This window comes from Devosia sp. CAU 1758 (genome assembly GCF_054482695.1).
On record NZ_JBTLRJ010000003.1, the window covers coordinates 465,796 to 483,370 of the forward strand.

Annotated in this window: 18 protein-coding genes; 12 read left to right on the forward strand and 6 right to left on the reverse strand. The window is 62.5% G+C overall.

Features of this window, described 5'->3' with window-relative positions; translation table 11 throughout:
* The first annotated feature begins 63 nt into the window (after positions 1-63).
* The gene (rnr, locus tag ACXYMS_RS12345) at positions 64-2,388 is read left to right on the forward strand and encodes a ribonuclease R (RefSeq protein ID WP_458906683.1); all 2,325 of its coding nucleotides are present in this window, start codon (positions 64-66) and stop codon (positions 2,386-2,388) included.
* 3 nt (positions 2,389-2,391) lie between these two features.
* Positions 2,392-2,790, forward strand: coding sequence for a DUF983 domain-containing protein (locus ACXYMS_RS12350; protein WP_458906684.1), 399 nt, complete (start codon positions 2,392-2,394; stop codon positions 2,788-2,790).
* A gap of 5 nt (positions 2,791-2,795) precedes the next feature.
* Here ACXYMS_RS12350 and ACXYMS_RS12355 read toward each other — a convergent pair whose 3' ends face one another.
* A complete protein-coding gene (locus ACXYMS_RS12355; RefSeq protein WP_458906686.1) occupies positions 2,796-3,182 on the reverse strand; it encodes a hypothetical protein in 387 nt (128 codons plus the stop codon).
* A gap of 117 nt (positions 3,183-3,299) precedes the next feature.
* Here ACXYMS_RS12355 and rpmG point away from each other — a divergent pair, with 117 nt between their 5' ends.
* Entirely contained in the window at positions 3,300-3,467 is a 168-nt protein-coding gene (gene rpmG, locus ACXYMS_RS12360) for a 50S ribosomal protein L33 (RefSeq protein ID WP_254672878.1), read from the forward strand.
* Between the two features lie 509 nt (positions 3,468-3,976).
* Here the strand turns inward: rpmG and ACXYMS_RS12365 are convergent.
* Both ACXYMS_RS12365 and ACXYMS_RS12370 read right to left on the reverse strand, forming a co-directional pair.
* Positions 3,977-5,347 carry a PleD family two-component system response regulator gene (locus ACXYMS_RS12365; RefSeq protein ID WP_458906688.1) on the reverse strand — a complete coding sequence of 457 codons (1,371 nt, stop codon included), beginning with the start codon at positions 5,345-5,347 and terminating at the stop codon, positions 3,977-3,979.
* Positions 5,348-5,438: 91 nt separating this feature from the next.
* Positions 5,439-5,810, reverse strand: a complete 372-nt coding sequence (locus tag ACXYMS_RS12370) for a response regulator (protein WP_254672876.1) — start codon at positions 5,808-5,810, stop codon at positions 5,439-5,441.
* 129 nt (positions 5,811-5,939) lie between these two features.
* On the opposite strand from ACXYMS_RS12370, the gene ACXYMS_RS12375 reads away from it, so the two are divergent.
* The 5 genes from ACXYMS_RS12375 (at position 5,940) to ACXYMS_RS12395 (ending at position 9,714) form a co-directional block, all read left to right on the forward strand.
* A complete protein-coding gene (locus ACXYMS_RS12375; RefSeq protein WP_458906690.1) occupies positions 5,940-6,218 on the forward strand; it encodes a DUF3572 family protein in 279 nt (92 codons plus the stop codon).
* A gap of 1 nt (position 6,219) precedes the next feature.
* Positions 6,220-7,554, forward strand: a complete 1,335-nt coding sequence (locus tag ACXYMS_RS12380; RefSeq protein WP_458906692.1) for a DNA polymerase IV — start codon at positions 6,220-6,222, stop codon at positions 7,552-7,554.
* Complete coding sequence (locus ACXYMS_RS12385) at positions 7,551-8,009, forward strand: RidA family protein (protein WP_458906694.1); 459 nt, start codon at positions 7,551-7,553, stop codon at positions 8,007-8,009. The genes ACXYMS_RS12380 and ACXYMS_RS12385 overlap by 4 nt, the downstream gene beginning before the upstream one ends.
* Positions 8,010-8,084: 75 nt before the next feature.
* A complete protein-coding gene (locus ACXYMS_RS12390) occupies positions 8,085-9,260 on the forward strand; it encodes a GNAT family N-acetyltransferase (RefSeq protein WP_458906696.1) in 1,176 nt (391 codons plus the stop codon).
* A 37-nt stretch (positions 9,261-9,297) separates the two neighbouring features.
* Positions 9,298-9,714 carry an HIT family protein gene (locus ACXYMS_RS12395; RefSeq protein ID WP_458906698.1) on the forward strand — a complete coding sequence of 139 codons (417 nt, stop codon included), beginning with the start codon at positions 9,298-9,300 and terminating at the stop codon, positions 9,712-9,714.
* An 81-nt stretch (positions 9,715-9,795) separates the two neighbouring features.
* On the opposite strand, the gene clpA is transcribed toward ACXYMS_RS12395, so the two are convergent.
* Positions 9,796-12,135 carry an ATP-dependent Clp protease ATP-binding subunit ClpA gene (gene clpA, locus ACXYMS_RS12400; protein WP_458906699.1) on the reverse strand — a complete coding sequence of 780 codons (2,340 nt, stop codon included), beginning with the start codon at positions 12,133-12,135 and terminating at the stop codon, positions 9,796-9,798.
* 9 nt (positions 12,136-12,144) lie between these two features.
* A complete protein-coding gene (clpS, locus tag ACXYMS_RS12405) occupies positions 12,145-12,561 on the reverse strand; it encodes an ATP-dependent Clp protease adapter ClpS (RefSeq protein ID WP_458906701.1) in 417 nt (138 codons plus the stop codon).
* A 337-nt stretch (positions 12,562-12,898) separates the two neighbouring features.
* On the opposite strand from clpS, the gene ACXYMS_RS12410 reads away from it, so the two are divergent.
* Both ACXYMS_RS12410 and ACXYMS_RS12415 read left to right on the forward strand, forming a co-directional pair.
* Complete coding sequence (locus ACXYMS_RS12410; protein WP_458906703.1) at positions 12,899-14,458, forward strand: serine hydrolase; 1,560 nt, start codon at positions 12,899-12,901, stop codon at positions 14,456-14,458.
* A gap of 161 nt (positions 14,459-14,619) precedes the next feature.
* On the forward strand, positions 14,620-14,892 hold the full coding sequence (locus ACXYMS_RS12415) for a hypothetical protein (RefSeq protein WP_458906705.1): 273 nt from the start codon (positions 14,620-14,622) through the stop codon (positions 14,890-14,892).
* 15 nt (positions 14,893-14,907) lie between these two features.
* Here ACXYMS_RS12415 and ACXYMS_RS12420 read toward each other — a convergent pair whose 3' ends face one another.
* A complete protein-coding gene (locus ACXYMS_RS12420; RefSeq protein ID WP_458906707.1) occupies positions 14,908-16,269 on the reverse strand; it encodes an MATE family efflux transporter in 1,362 nt (453 codons plus the stop codon).
* 283 nt (positions 16,270-16,552) lie between these two features.
* On the opposite strand from ACXYMS_RS12420, the gene ACXYMS_RS12425 reads away from it, so the two are divergent.
* The gene (locus ACXYMS_RS12425) at positions 16,553-17,281 is read left to right on the forward strand and encodes an AzlC family ABC transporter permease (protein WP_458906709.1); all 729 of its coding nucleotides are present in this window, start codon (positions 16,553-16,555) and stop codon (positions 17,279-17,281) included.
* Entirely contained in the window at positions 17,265-17,573 is a 309-nt protein-coding gene (locus tag ACXYMS_RS12430; protein WP_458906711.1) for an AzlD domain-containing protein, read from the forward strand. The genes ACXYMS_RS12425 and ACXYMS_RS12430 overlap by 17 nt, the downstream gene beginning before the upstream one ends.
* The last annotated feature ends 2 nt before the right edge of the window (positions 17,574-17,575 follow it).

Genomic DNA, 17,575 nt, shown 5'->3' on the forward strand with positions numbered 1-17,575 from the left:
GCCCTGTTTGGCAAAGTGCGGCCGATCCCCTACATAGGGCTGAGATTTCAAGAACGATTATTCATGACCAAGCCCCCAAAAGCCAAGACTGCAAAATCGAAGGCTACAAAGCCGAAGAACACATCCGGCCCCAGGCGCCCCCGCCTGCCGGTGGCTGATCTCTTGCCGACGCGCGAGCAATTGCTTGAGGCGCTGGCCGAGCAGGACGACATCAAGGGCAAGCGCGACCTGGCCAAAGTCTTCGGTATTCGCGGCGATCTGCGGCGCCCCTTCAAGGCGATGCTGGCCGAGCTGGAGGGCGAGGGCGTCATCACCCGCACGCGCAAGGCGCTGCGCCGGACCGCCGCCCTGCCCCATGTCACCGTGCTCGACATTCCCGGTGACGCGGACCCGGAAAACCTCCACGCCTTCCCGGCACAGTGGAACCCGGAGGAAGGTGAAATCCCGCGCGTCCGCGTTCTGACAAGCCCGCACGCACGCATTGTCCCGGCCCCCGGCGACCGCATCCTGGCGCGGATCGACGCCGGCGAAGATACCATCCCCGACTACACCGCCAAACCGATGAAGGTGCTCGACAAGCCGCGCCGCGCCCATATCGGCATCGTCCGAAAGGACAACGAAGGTGCGCGTCTAGTCCCCGTCGACCGCAAGCAGAAGGAAATGCGCATCGCCCTGGGCGATCTGGGTGACGCCGCCGACGGCGATCTGGTCGAGGTCGAGGTCAAGTTCTCGGGCCGGCTCATGATCCCGCGTGCCCGTGTCACCAATGTCATCGGCAACCCGGCCTCGGAAGGCGCGGTGTCGCTTATTGCCATCCACAACCTCGAAATCCCCCACGTCTTCCCGCAAAGCGTCATTCGTGAGGCCGAAGAGGCGAAGGAAGCGAGCCTCAAGGGCCGTGAAGACTGGCGCGACTTGCCGCTCATCACCATCGATCCGGCCGATGCCAAGGATCATGACGACGCCGTCCATGCCGCGCCAGACGAGGACGAGAGGAACCCCGGTGGTTTCATCGTCACCGTCGCCATTGCCGACGTTGCGGCCTATGTCCGCCCCGGTACACCACTCGACCGAGAAGCTTATATCCGCGGCAATTCGGTCTATTTCCCCGACCGCGTGGTCCCCATGCTGCCCGAGCGCATCTCCAACGAACTCTGTTCGCTGAAAGAAGGCGTACCCCGTGCCGCCCTCGCCGTGCGCATGGTGCTCGGTGCCGATGGCCGCAAGAAGAGCCACAGCTTTCACCGCATCCTCATGCGCTCAGCCGCCAAGCTCAGCTACCAGCAGGCTCAGGCCGCCATCGACGGCAATGCCGATGACCAGACCGGACCGCTGCTCGACCCCATCCTGCGCCCGCTCTGGGATGCCTATGCGGCCATGGCCTCGGCCCGCGACCAGCGCGGTCCGCTCGATCTCGACCTGCCCGAGCGCAAGATACTGCTGGACGACAAGGGCATGGTGCGCGACATCCACGTCCCCGAACGCCTCGACGCCCATCGCCTGATCGAGGAAATGATGATCGCCGCCAATGTCGCGGCCGCCGAGACCCTGGAGCAAAAGCGCAGCGACCTGCTCTATCGCGTCCATGACGAGCCCTCATCGGAAAAACTCCAGGCCCTGCGCGATTTCCTCGGCAGCCTCGACATATCGGTGAAAAAATCAGACAGCGTCCGCGCCTCGGACTTCAACGGCATTCTCGGCCAGGCCCGCAAGGCCGGCAATGTCGAGCAAGTCAGCGAAATGGTGCTGCGCAGCCAGGCCCAGGCCGAATATGCCGCCGAGAATTATGGCCATTTCGGCCTCAACCTCGACCGCTACGCCCACTTTACCTCGCCCATCCGCCGCTATGCCGACCTCATCGTGCATCGCGCCCTGGTCCGCGCCCTTGGGCTGGGCGACGACGGCTTGACCGACCAGGAGGCCGCCAAGCTTCCCGGCATTGCCCAGCACATTTCGGCCACCGAGCGCCGCGCCATGCTGGCCGAGCGCGAAACCTCTGATCGCCTGCTGGCCCAGTTTCTTGCCGAACGCATTGGCGCCCGCTTCATGGGCCGCGTCTCCGGCGTCACCCGCTCGGGCCTGTTCATCCGCCTTCTCGAAACCGGAGCCGACGGCTTCATCCCGGCTTCGACCCTCGGTCAGGACTATTACCGCTACGTCGAGGAGCGGCAGGCCATGATCGGTGAACGCACCGGTGAAACCTTTACCCTGGGTGACCTCGTTGAGGTCCGGTTGCTCGAAGCTGCACCCGTAGCCGGCGCGCTACGCTTTGAACTGTTGTCCGAAGGCAAGCGCGGCAATCCGCCATCTGGCAGGCGGTCGTCAAAGGGACCATCTAAGAGCTTCGGCCCCAGGACTTCGAAGGGTTCAGGCCGGAGAAAGAGGTAAGCCATGCCTGATCAGACCCGGTATCTCGCGGACGAACGTCCTGTAGGTCGCTCGATGTGGCGCGGCGCGCTCTGCAGCTGTCCCCATTGCGGCCAAGGCCGTATGTTTCGCGCCTATCTGAAGGTTGCTGACCAGTGCGATGTCTGCGGTGAGGAACTCAACCACCACCGCGCTGACGACTTCCCGCCATATATCGCCATCACCATCGTCGGCCACATCATTATCTTCGTGATGCTTCATATGGAAATGGCTTACCAGGTGTCGCCTCTGACCCATATCCTGATGGCCATCCCCATGGCCATCATCCTGCCTCTGGCCATGTTGCCTTCGATAAAGGGCGCCATTGTCGGCCTGCAATGGGCCAATCGCATGTATGATTTTGGAACCGGGCAGAAGGACTGAACCGGTTACGGCTGGCTGGGCCGGAATCTTAGCCCTGCCCATTCGTCGTCAATGACCACCTTTTGCACGACTTGCCAGCCGGCCTCCGCAAAGGGCGCCCAACCCGTTTCGCTGGTCAGTCCGGCAGATCGCCCGGCCGGCCCCTTGCGATAGGCCACCCATACAACGGCGCCTTCTGCCAGGTCAGCGACAATGCGATCGGCCAGGGCTACAACTTCGGCGGGCGACTCGAAAAAAGCGAGAACACCATTATGCCTGTCATCCTCGTGGACGATTTCAACCTCGGCGCCGGCGCTCAATTCTTCGGCCAGCAGTTGCGGCGCATTGATCAGCCAGAGCCGATCGCCCGAATGGATATCGAGTTTGTGCAGCAATTCGATTGGCGCCGTCATCAAAGCCTCCATGGGCCTCTTCAATCACTTGACAACGGCCGGCAAATCCGTAGGTTGCGCTCAAATTCCGGCGCTGCCCCTGTTGCAGCGCCTTTCGCTTTGTGAAGGACGTACAGAATGGCCAAGGCCGCCACCATCAAGATCAAGCTCGTCTCGACGGCCGACACCGGCTTTTTCTATGTCGCCAAGAAGAACGCGCGCACCCAGACCGAGAAGCTCTCTTTCCGGAAGTACGACCCTGTCGTGCGCAAGCATGTTGAATTCAAGGAAGCCAAGATCAAGTAATCTGGCCGCACCTGTCGCATGAACAAACCCCCGCAAGCGATTGCGGGGGTTTTGTTTTGAAATCGTTGAAACTGGCATGCGCGGCGCGGGTTCTCCGTCCCCACTCCTCACACATTTGCCAGAGACACTTGCACAAGGAATGGGGCGTCACTGCGTCCACAGGTGACTGGCAGAACGCGTCCACTTGAAGAGAGTGGCTGGTCCGGAGCGGCATGTCGAAGAGGCCACTCTGTCCGCGTCCGGACCAACCGCCCTACGGAACTCAGGAGTTGCGGCGGACCTGAGATGGGCCGTAGGGACCCGAGGCCCTTGGGATATTTCCTAAGGCCGTCTGAAAAGAAACCTAGTCTCAACCCGTGAAAAGGCCAAGCGAATCGAGCGCTTCCAAGCCAGCAACCATTTGTTAATTATAACAAATAACCCTAATAGCCGGGATTTGATCTGTTCGAGGACGCCAGCCTTCATTCCGGCTGCATCAGTCGCACGGACGAATTCCTAGCCATCACCACTCAGGCCGCGTCGAAAATGACCCGATTGCGGCCCTCGCGCTTGGCCCGGTATAGCGCCACATCGGCTCGCTTGATGAGGCTTTCCGGGCTATCAGCCAGGCTCTCCCCGATAGAGACGCCAACCGAGACCGTCACCGATAACGGCCGCGCTGTCCCGACTTCGAACAGTTTCTCGGCCATGGACTGGCGCACTCGTTCCGCCACGGCTTCGGCCTGGATCGTGTCCGTATCCGGCATCAGCACGACGAATTCCTCGCCGCCGAACCGGCAGGCCAGGTCGACGCCACGGATATTGCGCTTGAGCCGCGCTGCAAACTCGCGCAGGACCGCATCGCCAATGTCATGGCCGTGATTGTCGTTGACCGCCTTGAAGTGATCGATGTCGAGGATCATCAACGCCATGTCGCGCTCCTGCTCCTGCGCCTTGCCCAGCATGACATTGAGGTGGCGGTCGAAATAGCGGCGATTATAGAGCCCGGTCAGCTCGTCGGTAACGGCCAGGGCCATGGTATTGTTGACGCTCTCGCGCAGTTCCATGGCGTAGCGGTGCCGGCGGATCTGCGTACGGACGCGCGCCATGAGCTCGTTGCGCTCCACCGGACGGCTGATGAAGTCGTTGACCCCCAGGTCCAGCGCCCGCACCACCCGCGGCTTGTCAGCGGTGTCAGCCATCAGGATGATTGGCAAATTGCGCGAGTGATCCACGGTGCGGACCTGCGAGCACACCCGCAGCGGGTCGAAGTCATCGAGACTCATGCTGACCAGCGCCAGCTCATAGCTGGCACCCGTCACCTGGAACACGGCGTCCGCAGGTTCGGTCAGGATATCGACCTTGTGGTCAGGCGACAGATAGCCCTTGATACGCTCGGCATGGCGCCGGTCGGTGTCGATGATCAGGATCGAGCCGCCACTGGCCGAAATACTGTCCATGGCGCGCAGCGCATCTTCAATGGCAATCTGCTGGCCGGTCAGCGCGCGGGCGCGCAACTCGTCGGTCAGCGACTTGAGACGCACCAGGCTTTTCACCCGCGCCATCAGTTGCGTGTCATCGACAGGCTTGCTGAGGAAATCATCGGCACCCGCATCCAGTCCCTGGACGCGGTCCGAGGTCTGGTCGAGCGCCGTAATCATCAGGACAGGCAGGTGATGGGTGCGCGGATCGGCCTTGAGGCGCCGGCACACTTCGAATCCGTCCATTTCCGGCATCATCACGTCCAGGAGGACGATATCGACTTCCTGGGTCTGGCAGATGTCCAGCGCCTGCGCGCCGGAACTGGCCGTCAGCACCTCGTAATATTCCGCTGTCAGCCGCGCTTCGAGCAGGCGGACATTGGTTGGAATGTCATCGACGATCAGAACGCGCGCGGTCACAACACTACCCCGGATTTATTGCACGAACCGCTGGCAATCAACGCGCCAGCGTCAGGCCCAGGCGTGAACGTTTGCGCAGCCGCGCGCTCGCTCAGGCCGGACCAATATATTGGGCAATGGTTTCCAGAAAGTGAGACACCGAGATGGGCTTGGAAATATAACCCTCGCACCCGCCCTGCAGGATGCGCTCCTCATCGCCCTTCATGGCGAAGGCCGTCACGGCCACCACCGGAATATGGGCCAGCTGCTCGTCATCCTTGAGCCACTTGGTCACCACCAGTCCCGACACCTCGGGCAATTGGATATCCATCAGGATCAGGTCGGGCATATGCGCCCGCGCCAGGTCCAGCGCTTCCATGCCGCTGCGGGTCTGGATGACATTATAGCCGCGCGATTCCAGCAGATCGTTGAAGAGCTTCATGTTCAGCTCATTGTCTTCGACGATCATTACACTCTTGGGCATTCTACCTCGCTTGGGCACCTGTCCGGCGCCCTGCCCGAAAACCGGGATGCGCGATTGCGCGCAGCTTCGCATTCGGTTGCTTCTGGGCTAGCATCGAAACTTAAACAAAACACCATATGAGGCCGCCACTTGTCCGTTTCCGACCGCACCGCGCCGGACGTTTCCGCCCTTGCCGATGCCTGCCTGGGCTATCTCGCGGAGAACCCCGAGGAGCTTCTGGCCTTCATGCAGCACGCAGGGTTTGACCCGCAATCCCTGCGCGCTTCGGTCGGCACGGTGCGCCTTCAGCACGGCCTCATCGACTATTTTGCAGCAAATGAAGCGATTCTGCTCGCTTTGTGCGCCAATGCCGGAATGACACCGGAATCTTTCATGCGGGTCTGGCATCGGCTGAACCGGGCGCAGTGAGATGGCGACCGACTGGTTCTGCCGTGATTGCCTGACGAGCGGGTCGAGTGCTGCCGTTCCCGAACGCTGCCCTTCCTGTGGCTCGCCGCGCCTCCGGAGCCATGACGAGCTCTTTGCCCTCTCGATTGCCCATGTCGATTGCGACGCCTTCTATGCCTCAGTCGAGAAGCGCGACGATCCGAGCCTGCGCGACAAACCGTTGATCATCGGCGGCGGCCAGCGCGGGGTGGTTTCGACCTGCTGCTACATTGCCCGCCAGTCTGGCGTGCGCTCGGCCATGCCCATGTTCAAGGCCCGCGAGCTCTGCCCGGACGCCGTCATCATCAAGTCCGACATGGCAAAATATGTCGAGGTCAGCCGCCAGATCCGCCGCCATATGGATGCGCTGACGCCACTGGTGGAGCCCATCTCCATCGACGAGGCTTTCATGGATATGACCGGCACCGAGCGCACCCACAAGGCACCCCCTGCCCTGACCCTGGCGCGCTTCGCCCGCACCATCGAGCAGGATATCGGCGTCACCATCTCGGTCGGCCTCAGCCATAACAAGTTCCTCGCCAAGGTCGCCTCCGACCTCGACAAGCCGCGCGGCTTCGCCGTCATCGGCAAGGCCGAAACGCTGGATTTTCTGGCGCCCAGGCCGATCAGCCTGATCTATGGCGTCGGCAAGGTGTTTTCGGAAACCCTGAAAAAGGACGGCTACCACACGATAGGCCAGCTCCAGCAGGAGGATCCCACGCGGCTCATGCGGCTCTATGGAGAATCGGGCGCGCGCCTGGCGCGCCTCTCCCAGGGCCAGGACAGCCGCCGCGTCTCCATCGATGGAGAGATGAAGACCGTTTCCTCGGAGACCACCTTCTTCCGCGATCTGGCGACGCTTGACGAACTTTCCACCGAATTACTCAAATGCTCCGAGCGCCTGTCGGAGCGCCTAAAGGCCAAGGGACTGGTTGGCGACACTGTGACTTTGAAGCTCAAGTCCGCCGGATTTAAGTTGCGCACGCGCGCCCGACACCTGATGATGCCCACGCAGCTGGCCAATGTGCTCTACGAAGCGGGCATGACGCTGTTGCAGCGCGAGATCGACGGCACGCCGTTCCGCCTGATCGGCATCGGCGTATCGGGTCTCGACCGCGCCGACGGCTCTGATCCGAGTGATCTTCTCGAGCCGCAGGTGGCGCGCAAGGCGGCAGCCGAAAGGGCCATGGACAAGGTCCGGACCCGTTTCGGCCGGGCCGCCGTGGTGCGCGGCAAGCTGTACACATCCAGGCCCGAAACACCTGTGGGCCCGATATCCGAAGAAGAAGCAGACGACCTCGAAGGCAAGACCAGATGACCGACCCGATCGAAAAGCTCCGCGAATATGGCTATGAACTTCCCGCCCCGAAGGCGCCAGTGGCCTCCTATGTGCCGGTGAGCCGCAGCGGCAACCTTCTCTATGTTTCAGGCCAGCTCTCCAGCAATGAGGGCGGTGTCGTCCAGGGACGCCTGGGCGAGAACATGAATGTCGTCCAGGGCGGCAATGCCGCCGAGCTCAGCGCCGTCAACATCCTGGCCCAGGTGGTGCACATGGCCGGCGTGCCGCTGCACGAAATCAAGAGAATCGTGAAGCTCACAGTGCTTGTGGCCTCCACGCCCGAATTCTTCGAGCAGCACCTGGTCGCCAATGGCGCCTCGAACCTCCTCGTTGGCGTCCTGGGAGACAAGGGCAAGCATGCCCGCGCCGCCTTCGGCGTGTCCTCCCTGCCCCTTGGCGCGGCCGTTGAAATCGAAGCAATCGTCGAAGTTTAGCCCGCTCGGCCCCGGTTGAATACGGGGCCATCACTTCCCATATCGGCCAGACACAATTGACGGATTTTCGTCCCCTTGTCCGATCCCGGCTATACGGCAAATATCCATCCCACAACGGCCTCCATTCCGGCTGCGGTGTGGAACAGTCTCGTCGCCTCGACCGCGGGCGTTCCGGATAGCCCATTTCTCGACCACGCCTTTTTTTTGGCGCTCGAAGAATCCGGCTGTGCCACCGGCAAGACCGGCTGGCAGGCGCAACACATCCTGCTCAACGACGAGAGCGGAACCCCCGTCGGCCTGCTACCCCTGTTTCTCAAGCCCCATTCCATGGGTGAATACGTGTTCGATCACGGCTGGGCCAATGCCCTGGAGCGTGCTGGTGGCCACTACTACCCAAAACTTCAGGGTTCCGTGCCCTTCACCCCGGCTACCGCCCCAAAGCTGCTGGTGCCCTCAGGAAGCCTCGACGCGCAGGCAGCATTGCTCTCCACCGCCCAGCAACTCGCCGGGCGGCTCGATGTCTCCTCGGTCCACCTGACCTTCGTGCCCACGGCCGAAGCCGAACTCGCCGGCTCTCTGGATTGGCTCCGCCGTGTCGACACCCAGTTCCACTGGCACAATCAGGGCTATGCCAGCTTCGAGGACTTCCTCGAAACCCTCTCCTCCCGCAAGCGCAAGACCATACGCCGCGAACGCCGTGATGCGCTGGCGGATGGAATCACGGTGAAATGGCTGAGCGGCAGCGACCTCAAAGAGCATCACTGGGACGCCTTCTACGACTTCTACGAGGACACCGGCGCCCGCAAATGGGGCCGCCCCTATCTCAATCGCAAATTCTTCTCGCTGCTCGGGCAGTATATGGCCGACCGGATTGTGCTGATGCTGGCCTATGATGGCGACACACCCATTGCCGGCGCCATCAATTTCCGCGGCAAAGACCGACTCTATGGCCGCAACTGGGGCGCCATCCGCGACGTGCCCTTCCTTCATTTCGAGGTCTGCTACTACCAGGCCATTGACTATGCCATCGCCAACGGGCTGGCCGTGGTCGAGGCCGGCGCGCAGGGAGAACACAAGCTGGCCCGCGGCTACGAGCCCGTGCTCACCCATTCCATCCACTGGATCGCTCATCCCGGCCTCAGGCGCGCCATCGCGGATTACCTCGAGGATGAACGCCCCGCCGTTGAGCAGCAGCAGGAACTGCTCGAAACCTTCACCCCCTTCCGCAAAGGCGAGCGGCAGGAGCGCTGACGCCGATCCCGTCCCCCGAGAACCATTCGAGGCCCACATGACCTACGATCCCACTAACATCTTCGCAAAGATCCTCAACGGCGACCTGCCCTGTCACAAGGTCTATGAGGATGACACCGCGCTGGTGATGATGGACATCTTCCCCCAGTCCCGGGGCCATACGCTGATCATTCCCAAGGCCGCCTCGCGCAATCTCCTTGATGCCGATCCCGCCGCCCTGTCGTCCGTGATGCCGCTGGTCCAGCGCATCGCCCGAGCGGTACAGCAGGCCACCGAAGCCGACGGCATTCGCCTCGCCCAGTTCAACGAAGCGCCGGCAGGCCAGACGGTGTTCCATCTCCACTTCCATGTCATCCCCGCCTATGAAGGCGTCCCCCTCGGCGCCCATGGTGGTGGCAAGGCCGATGACGCGGAACTCGCAGCGCTCGCCAAGCACATCGCAGCAAAGCTCTGACAGAGGCGCGCCGGGCCGCAGCGAAAAGGCGAAGGCCGGGATCACTCCCGGCCTTCGTTCATTCTCGGATCAATCAGACCTTCAGCTCTTGTCCACTGTCGCCTTTGGCTTCTTCGGCTTGGGCAGTGCCTTGGGCTTGGCCGGACGCGGCGGCACCGCCACCAGTTCGAGCTTGGCCTCGCTCCCCTCGCCCACCACCGCGACAGTGACGGAACCGCCATTGACCAGCTCGCCGAACAACACCTGGTCGGCCAGCGGTTTCTTGACATGTTCCTGGATCACCCGGCCCAGCGGGCGGGCGCCCATGCGCTCGTCATAGCCGTGCTCGGCCAGCCAGTCGGCCGCCTCTGGCGTCAGATTGATCGTGACGCCGCGCTCGGCCAGCTGACCTTCGAGCTGCAACACGAACTTCTCCACCACACGAGCGACCACTTCTCGCGGTAGCGGCGCAAAGGAGATGATGGCGTCGAGCCGGTTGCGGAACTCGGGGCTGAAGGTGCGGTTGATCGCCTCTTCATCGTCCCCCTGCTCGCGCTTGCGGCCAAAGCCGATGGGCGAACGGGCCAGTTCAGCGGCGCCGACATTGGAGGTCATGATCAGGATGACATTGCGGAAGTCCACCGCCTTGCCATTGTGATCGGTCAGCTTGCCATGGTCCATCACCTGCAGCAGAACATTGTAGAGGTCCGGATGGGCCTTCTCGATTTCGTCCAGCAGCACCACGCAATGCGGATGTTGGTCGACGCCATCTGTAAGAAGCCCGCCCTGGTCGAATCCGACATAGCCGGGAGGGGCGCCGAGTAGCCGGCTGATCGTGTGCCGCTCCATATATTCGGACATGTCGAAGCGCAGCAGTTCCACGCCTAGCGTATCGGCCAGCTGCTTGGCGACTTCCGTCTTGCCCACGCCGGTCGGACCGGTGAACAGGTAGGAACCAATCGGCTTTTCCGGCTCGCGCAGGCCCGCACGGGCTAGCTTGATGGCCGAGGACAGCGCTGTGATCGCCGAATCCTGGCCAAACACCACCGACTTGAGGCTCCGCTCCAGCCCGCTCAGCAGTTCAGCATCCGACTTGCTGACCGATTTGGGCGGAATGCGTGCGATCGAGGCGATTGTGGTCTCAATATCTTCGACATCGATGACCTTCTTTCGCTGGTCTTCCGGCAAGAGTTTCTGGCTGGCGCCGCTCTCGTCGATCACGTCGATGGCCTTGTCCGGCAGCTTGCGGTCGGTGATATAGCGCGCGCTCAGTTCCACCGCGGCCTTGAGGGCATCATCGGTATAGGTGATCTTGTGGAATTCCTCGAAATAGGGCCTGAGACCCTTCACGATCTCGATGGCGTCGGGAACCGTCGGCTCATTGACATCGATCTTCTGGAAACGCCGCACCAGGGCACGATCCTTCTCGAAGAACTGGCGATATTCCTTGTAGGTGGTCGAACCGATGCAGCGGATCGCCCCGCTCGCCAGGGCGGGCTTCAGGAGATTGGATGCATCAAGCGCCCCGCCTGATGTGGCACCGGCGCCGATCATGGTGTGGATTTCGTCGATGAAGAGCACCGCATTGGGCATCTTCTCGAGTTCCTTCATCACCGCCTTGAGGCGTTCTTCGAAGTCACCGCGATAGCGCGTGCCGGCCAGCAATGCGCCCATGTCGAGCGCATAGATGACCGCCTCCTTCAGCACTTCCGGCACATCGCCCTCGATGATTTTGCGCGCCAGGCCCTCGGCAATCGCCGTCTTGCCCACGCCGGCATCACCTACATAGAGCGGGTTGTTCTTGGAGCGACGGCACAGCACCTGGATGGTGCGCCGCAGTTCAATATCGCGCCCGATCAGCGGGTCGATCTTGCCTGCCTTTGCCTTCTCGTTGAGGTTGACGCAGAAATCGGCAAGGGCCGAACTCTTCTTGTTTTCCACCCCACCCTCGGCAGCACCCTCGCCATCCTCGGCGCCGCGCACCTTGCGCTCCTCGCTCGGGCCCGACTTGGTGATGCCATGGGAGATGAAGTTGACCGCATCGAGCCGGCTCATATCCTGCTGTTCGAGGAAATAAGCCGCATGGCTTTCCCGCTCGGCAAAGATCGCCACGAGCACATTGGCACCCGTAACCTCTTCGCGACCGGATGACTGGACATGAATCACGGCGCGCTGAATGACGCGCTGGAAAGCTGCGGTCGGTCGCGCATCCTGACCGTTCTGCACCACGAGGCTGTCCAGTTCTTCATTGATAAAATCTTCGAGGTCGCTCTTGAGCGCATCGATATCGACATCGCAACCGGTGAGCACGGCCACCGTGTCGCGATCGTCCGTCAGGGCCAGGAGCAGGTGCTCGAGGGTGGCGAACTCATGGTTGCGCTCACGGGCCAGGTTCATCGCCTGGTGCAGGGCCTTTTCGAGTCCGCGCGAAAATGAGGGCATATGATGTTCCTACTGTTTTTCCATCACGCATTGCAGCGGATGCTGGTTCTTGCGTGCCGTATCCATCACGCGGGTGACCTTGGTCTCTGCCACCTCGTATGGATATACGCCGCACTCACCCACCCCCTTTTGGTGCACGTGCAGCATGATCTGCATGGCGTCTTCGCGTGACTTGTTGAAGACGTCCTGCAGGACCAGAACGACGAATTCCATCGGCGTGTAGTCGTCGTTGAGCAGCAGCACCCGATAAAGGTTCGGGCGCTTGGTTTTGGGACGCGTCTTGGTCACCGTCCCGGTTTCGAAGTCGGCATCGTTCCCGCCCGGTCGGCCGGTATTGGCGTCCTTCGCACCTGCTGTCACGCGCAAAGGCATGGGCAGGGACGCCGACGGTAGGGTTGGTTCGGACAGATTGGGAGTCTTGGTCATGGCAATGGGCCGCCTGGGGAAAACGAAGCAGCGAGGTTGGACCCATTATGTAGGCAAAATCGAGCCGGTGTTAAGGGCCATCCCATCCCGAAATTGTGACCGTTCCCGTTGCGGGCCATTTAGCCGCCGTTTTGCCGCCGCTGACCCGCTCCCTTCCTGCGTTTGTAGCACTCCGGTCACGATCTTGACCAAATCGATTGCATTTTACGGAATCGTAACGGCAGCGGACTAACCTGCTGAAAGGTTGGACTTTCGGGGTTTGGGGACACTCGAGAGCTGGCCGCGTCAAACGAGTTGCGTACGGGCTTTTCGCCCGATTGAGTAATTGGAGTACCGGGTGATTTCCCTGGCAAAGACCCCTTGGCGCGTCACGTTTTTGCGCGCCACCGCTGCTGTGCTTGTGACCATTGCCCTCGGCCTATCCGCCGCGGCACCGGTCCATGCCATAGAGAATCTCCGCAAATATGCTGGCATCGTCGTCGACGCCAAGTCCGGCAAGGTGCTCTATGAGGACCAGGCCGACTCGAGGCGCTACCCGGCCTCCGTCGCCAAGGTGATGACGCTTTACGTGCTGTTCCAGGAACTGCAGGCGGGCAATCTTTCCCTCTCCACCAAGATGACCGTGTCCCGCCACGCGGCCTCCGCTGTGCCGACCAAGCTGGGTCTCCGCGCCGGTTCGACCATTTCGGTCGAGGACGCCATGAAATCGCTGGTGACGCTTTCGGCCAATGACATGGCCCGCGTCATCGCCGAGCACATTTCCGGCACCGAGTCCAAGTTCGGCGAACGCATGACCGCCACGGCCCGCGCCATGGGCATGTCCAGCACCACCTATCGCAACGCCTCCGGTCTCCCCGATGGCGGCCAGGTGACCACCGTGCGTGACCAGGCCATCCTGGGCATGGCCATCTACCAGCACTTCCCTCAATACTACGAACTGTTCCAGACCACCGCGTTTCGCTATGGCGGCAAGACCTATGGCAACCACAACCGTGTGTTGGGCTATATGGGCGCCGTCGACGGCATCAAGACCGGCTATATCAACGCCGCTGGCTCCAACCTTCTTACCGCCGCCCGCAAGGACAATCGTCACATCATCGTGGTCGCCTTCGGTTTCAATTCCGCCGCCTCGCGTGACGAGAAAGTCCGCCAGCTGGTCTCGAACTATCTCTCCAAGGGCCGCCGCGGCGACTACCTCCAGACCGCCATGGTTCCCGTGCCGGGCCGCCAGGGCAATACCCAGTTTGCCTTGGCCCAGCCGCGCAAGCCGACCTTTGCCATGCCCACCCCGATGCCTGATTTCCGACTGGCAGCTCTCGTCGCCAACAATGGCGCACAGCCACAGGCTCAGATCGCGGTGGCTTCGGCCGCGCCTGTCAGCCTGCCGACTCCGGCCCCGACCGATCTGGGGCTCTCGCCGGCCGTCCAGGCTGCCACGGTGTTGGCGGCGCCAAGCCAGGCCGAACCGATCTATCCCAGCCAGGACGTCATTGGCGCCTGGCTGAGCGAAACCTATAATCTGGGCGCCCCTCCGGCCGCCCTTGGCCAGACTGCACCCTCTTCGCCCCTGCTGCCCCCGGGCAACGTCAGCGGCGGCGCCGGCCAGCCGGTCGACCTGATGCATTCAGGCTCGGTGGCTGACGCTGCGCCAGTCACCGGCTGGGTTGTCCAGATCGGTGCCGGCCCCTCCGAGGACAGCGCAAGGACCATGCTCTCCGACGCCGCCGGCAAGGTCGGCTCGCTCGGTGATTTCCGCTCTTATGTCGAGCGCTTCGAAAAGAACGGACAGATTTTCTATCGCGCCCGCTTCGTCGGTTTCGGCGACCGCGATGCAGCGACCAATATGTGCAATCGCCTCAAGGACCAGGAACTGGCCTGCCTGGCGATGCAAAGCTGACGCCGGCATCGGACAGAAAAATGCTGCGCGGTTTTCGGGCACATCCGATGCGAGACTAAAAGACTTCCCGACACGGCGGATCAACCGCCGGCCGGGCGTGTGGGACGGTGCGTATTGCCGTCCCGGGGAATGCAATTGGTGCTTGTGTATGGAGTAGCCCAATGAGTGACCGCAACGCTCTAATCGAACTGGCCAGTTTCGTGGGCCGTTCGCCTCTCGCCTCGCCGGACATGCGGATGCGCAACCGTGCGCTCGCGGGCATGACCGACCGCATCGCCCCCCGCCAGAAGCGCTCGGTGGGCGACCTGCTCGGCGTGGTCATGGCCCTGTCGGCCCGCACCCGCCGCATGGCGCACGAGCCCGTAAGCGTCGAGATCGACGTCTTCGCCCCCGGCGGCAAGCGCGCCCTGCGTATGTCCCTGGGCGAAGACTGACACTGATGCGGTGTCCTAGATCAGCGCCACGATGGCCTTGCGCTTCCACACGAACTGATACCAGCACGCCTGCAGCACCAGCATCATGGTGAAGCTGGCCGCATAGGCAATCCAGATGCCGGTCAGCCCCAGGCTCGTCTGGCTCAGCCACATCGCACCCGGCAGTTCGATCAGCAGGATGCAGGCCAGCGACAGCACCATGGGCGCATAGACCGTGCCGCTGGCCCGCATGATGCCCGAAAACACCACGCTCCATCCAAAGCACAGAATGCTCCACAGCACGACGTGCAGAAGCGTATCTGTCAGGTCGACCACGGCGGGGTCGGTGATGAACAGCGCCACCACATGCTGGCTGAACAGATAAGCCAGCACGATCAGCCCACCCGTGATGATCAGGTTGAGCAGCAGCGCCGTCCGGGTGATCGCCGCCAAATGCTCGTTCTGCCTTGCGCCAATGGCCTGGGCGGCAAAGATCGAGGCGGCAATGCCGATCGACATGGCCGGAAACTGCACATAGCTCATCACCTGCCCCAGCGCCCCATAGGCCGCCGTGGCGTCCGAGCCGAAGCGGTTGACCAGGCCCACCACCACGATGCCGGCAATCGATGAAATCACCATCTGCATGCCCGCCGGAACGCCCAGCTTGAGGATCAGGCCCAGCAGCTTGAAATCCGGGCGCAGCATGGCAGTCAGCAACACGCCATCGGGCGCCAGCGGCATATTGCGCACCCGCATATAGACAAAGAGGAACACCAGCACCGTGATAAAGCCCGCGATCATGGCAATGGCGGCCGCATCGACACCCATCTTCGGCAGGCCGAACCAGCCCTGGATGAGCGCCGGCGTAACCAGGAGACTCACCATCATTGACAGGATCAGCGAGAACAGGGGCGTGATCGTGTCACCCACCCCGCGCAGCACCGAAGTCACCACCAGGAATAGGAAGAAGCTTGGCATGCCGATCAGGACGATCCGCGCATAGCCCACTGCGAGATGCCGGATGTTTTCCGGCGCGCCCAGCACGGTCATGACCTGCTCGGTCCAGATGCCCCCAACGATAGCCACCACGAGGCCGAGGACCATGGTAGCGGCCAGTGTCGTGCCTGCGACCTGCTTTACCTTGTCCACATTGCCCGCGCCCCAGGCCTGCCCGATCAGGATGGTCGAGCCGGCCGAGAGCCCGATGATGAAACTCATCAGGAAGAACATGATGGGAAAGAAGATGGCCATGGCCGCCAGTGCCTCGACCCCGACCATCTGGCCCACATAAATGGAATTGATCGTACCCGAGAGCGCCTGCAGGATATTGGAGGCCATCAGGGGAATGAGGAACAGGCTGAACCGCTGCCAGAGCGGGCGGGTAGACGCGGCGTTCATGAGGACACTCCAGGAGGACGTTGATCGGGCGCGTCACCGCGCGGGGCCCCGGGGCCGGCAAAGGTCTGAGCAATATTCAGACCACCGGAGGGACCACTTCACACCCCGAAAAAGGGATGCCGGCTGGACGGGCGCTGGAGGCTTGGCAATGACGGCGGGCTCTCTACGCCTCCGTCCCGGGGGCGTCAATCGGCGATTCTCCGCGACATCACCATGGCAGATGAGCGCCATCACCAAGTGTCATCGCTCCTGCCACCCGACTCCATGTTACAGAGCAATCACCATGTCTCACGCCACTGCGTTCCCTACCTCCGCTACCGACCGGTTCTTTGCGGGCGCCCGCGCCTGCATTCCTGTCGCCATATCCGTGGCCACCTACGGCATGGTCTGGGGCATGCTGGCCCGTTCTGCTGGCCTGAGCCTGGCCGAGGTCATGATGATGAGCGGCCTGGTCTTTGCCGGTTCAGCGCAATTCGTGGCGCTCGACCTCTGGACGTCGACGCCCGCCAACCTGCCCATCGGCCCGCTGATACTGGCCGCACTGATCGTCAACCTGCGCTACCTGCTGCTGACCGCCACCCTGCGACCACTCTATCCACCGGGCAAACTCGGCCGCGGCGCACTCAGCATGTATCTGGTCACTGACGAGAATTGGGCCATGACGGTCGCCGCCATGGCGCGCGGTGGCGGCAGCGTCGCTTTCCTCATAGGTGGCGGCGTCCTCGCCTGGGTCTCATGGATGAGCACCAATCTGATCGGCTATGGCCTGGGCTCGGCCATCGACGATCCGGCGCGCTGGGGCCTTGACTTCGCCTTCACCGCCACCTTCCTCGCCCTCTTGCTGGGCATGTGGAAAGGCCGCGCCGACCTTGTCCCCTGGCTGGTTGCGGCGCTCGCCGCCATCCTCACGGCGCAATATGTCGAGGGCAGCTGGCACATTCTGGTGGGCGGTCTGGCCGGCAGTCTCGCCGGCGCGGCAATCGAGGTGCGCAAGCATGCACGCCAGTCCTGAAGCCGTCATCGCCATTCTCGGCATGGCGCTGGTCACCATCGCCATCAAGGCCAGCGGCCTTCTGCTGGCTGACCGCCTGCCGCGCGAGGGCTTTGCCGCCGCCTGGCTGCGCCACATTCCCGGCGCCGTCCTCGCCGCGCTGGTCGCCCCGGCCCTCGTCACCGGCAGCTTCGCCGAGGCCATCGCCGCCCTCGCAACGGGCGCAGTCTTCATTGCCTCGAAAAACCTGTTCGCCGCCATGGCAAGCGGTGTACTGACCGTCTACCTCATGCGCCTCTGGCTGGGCGCATAAAG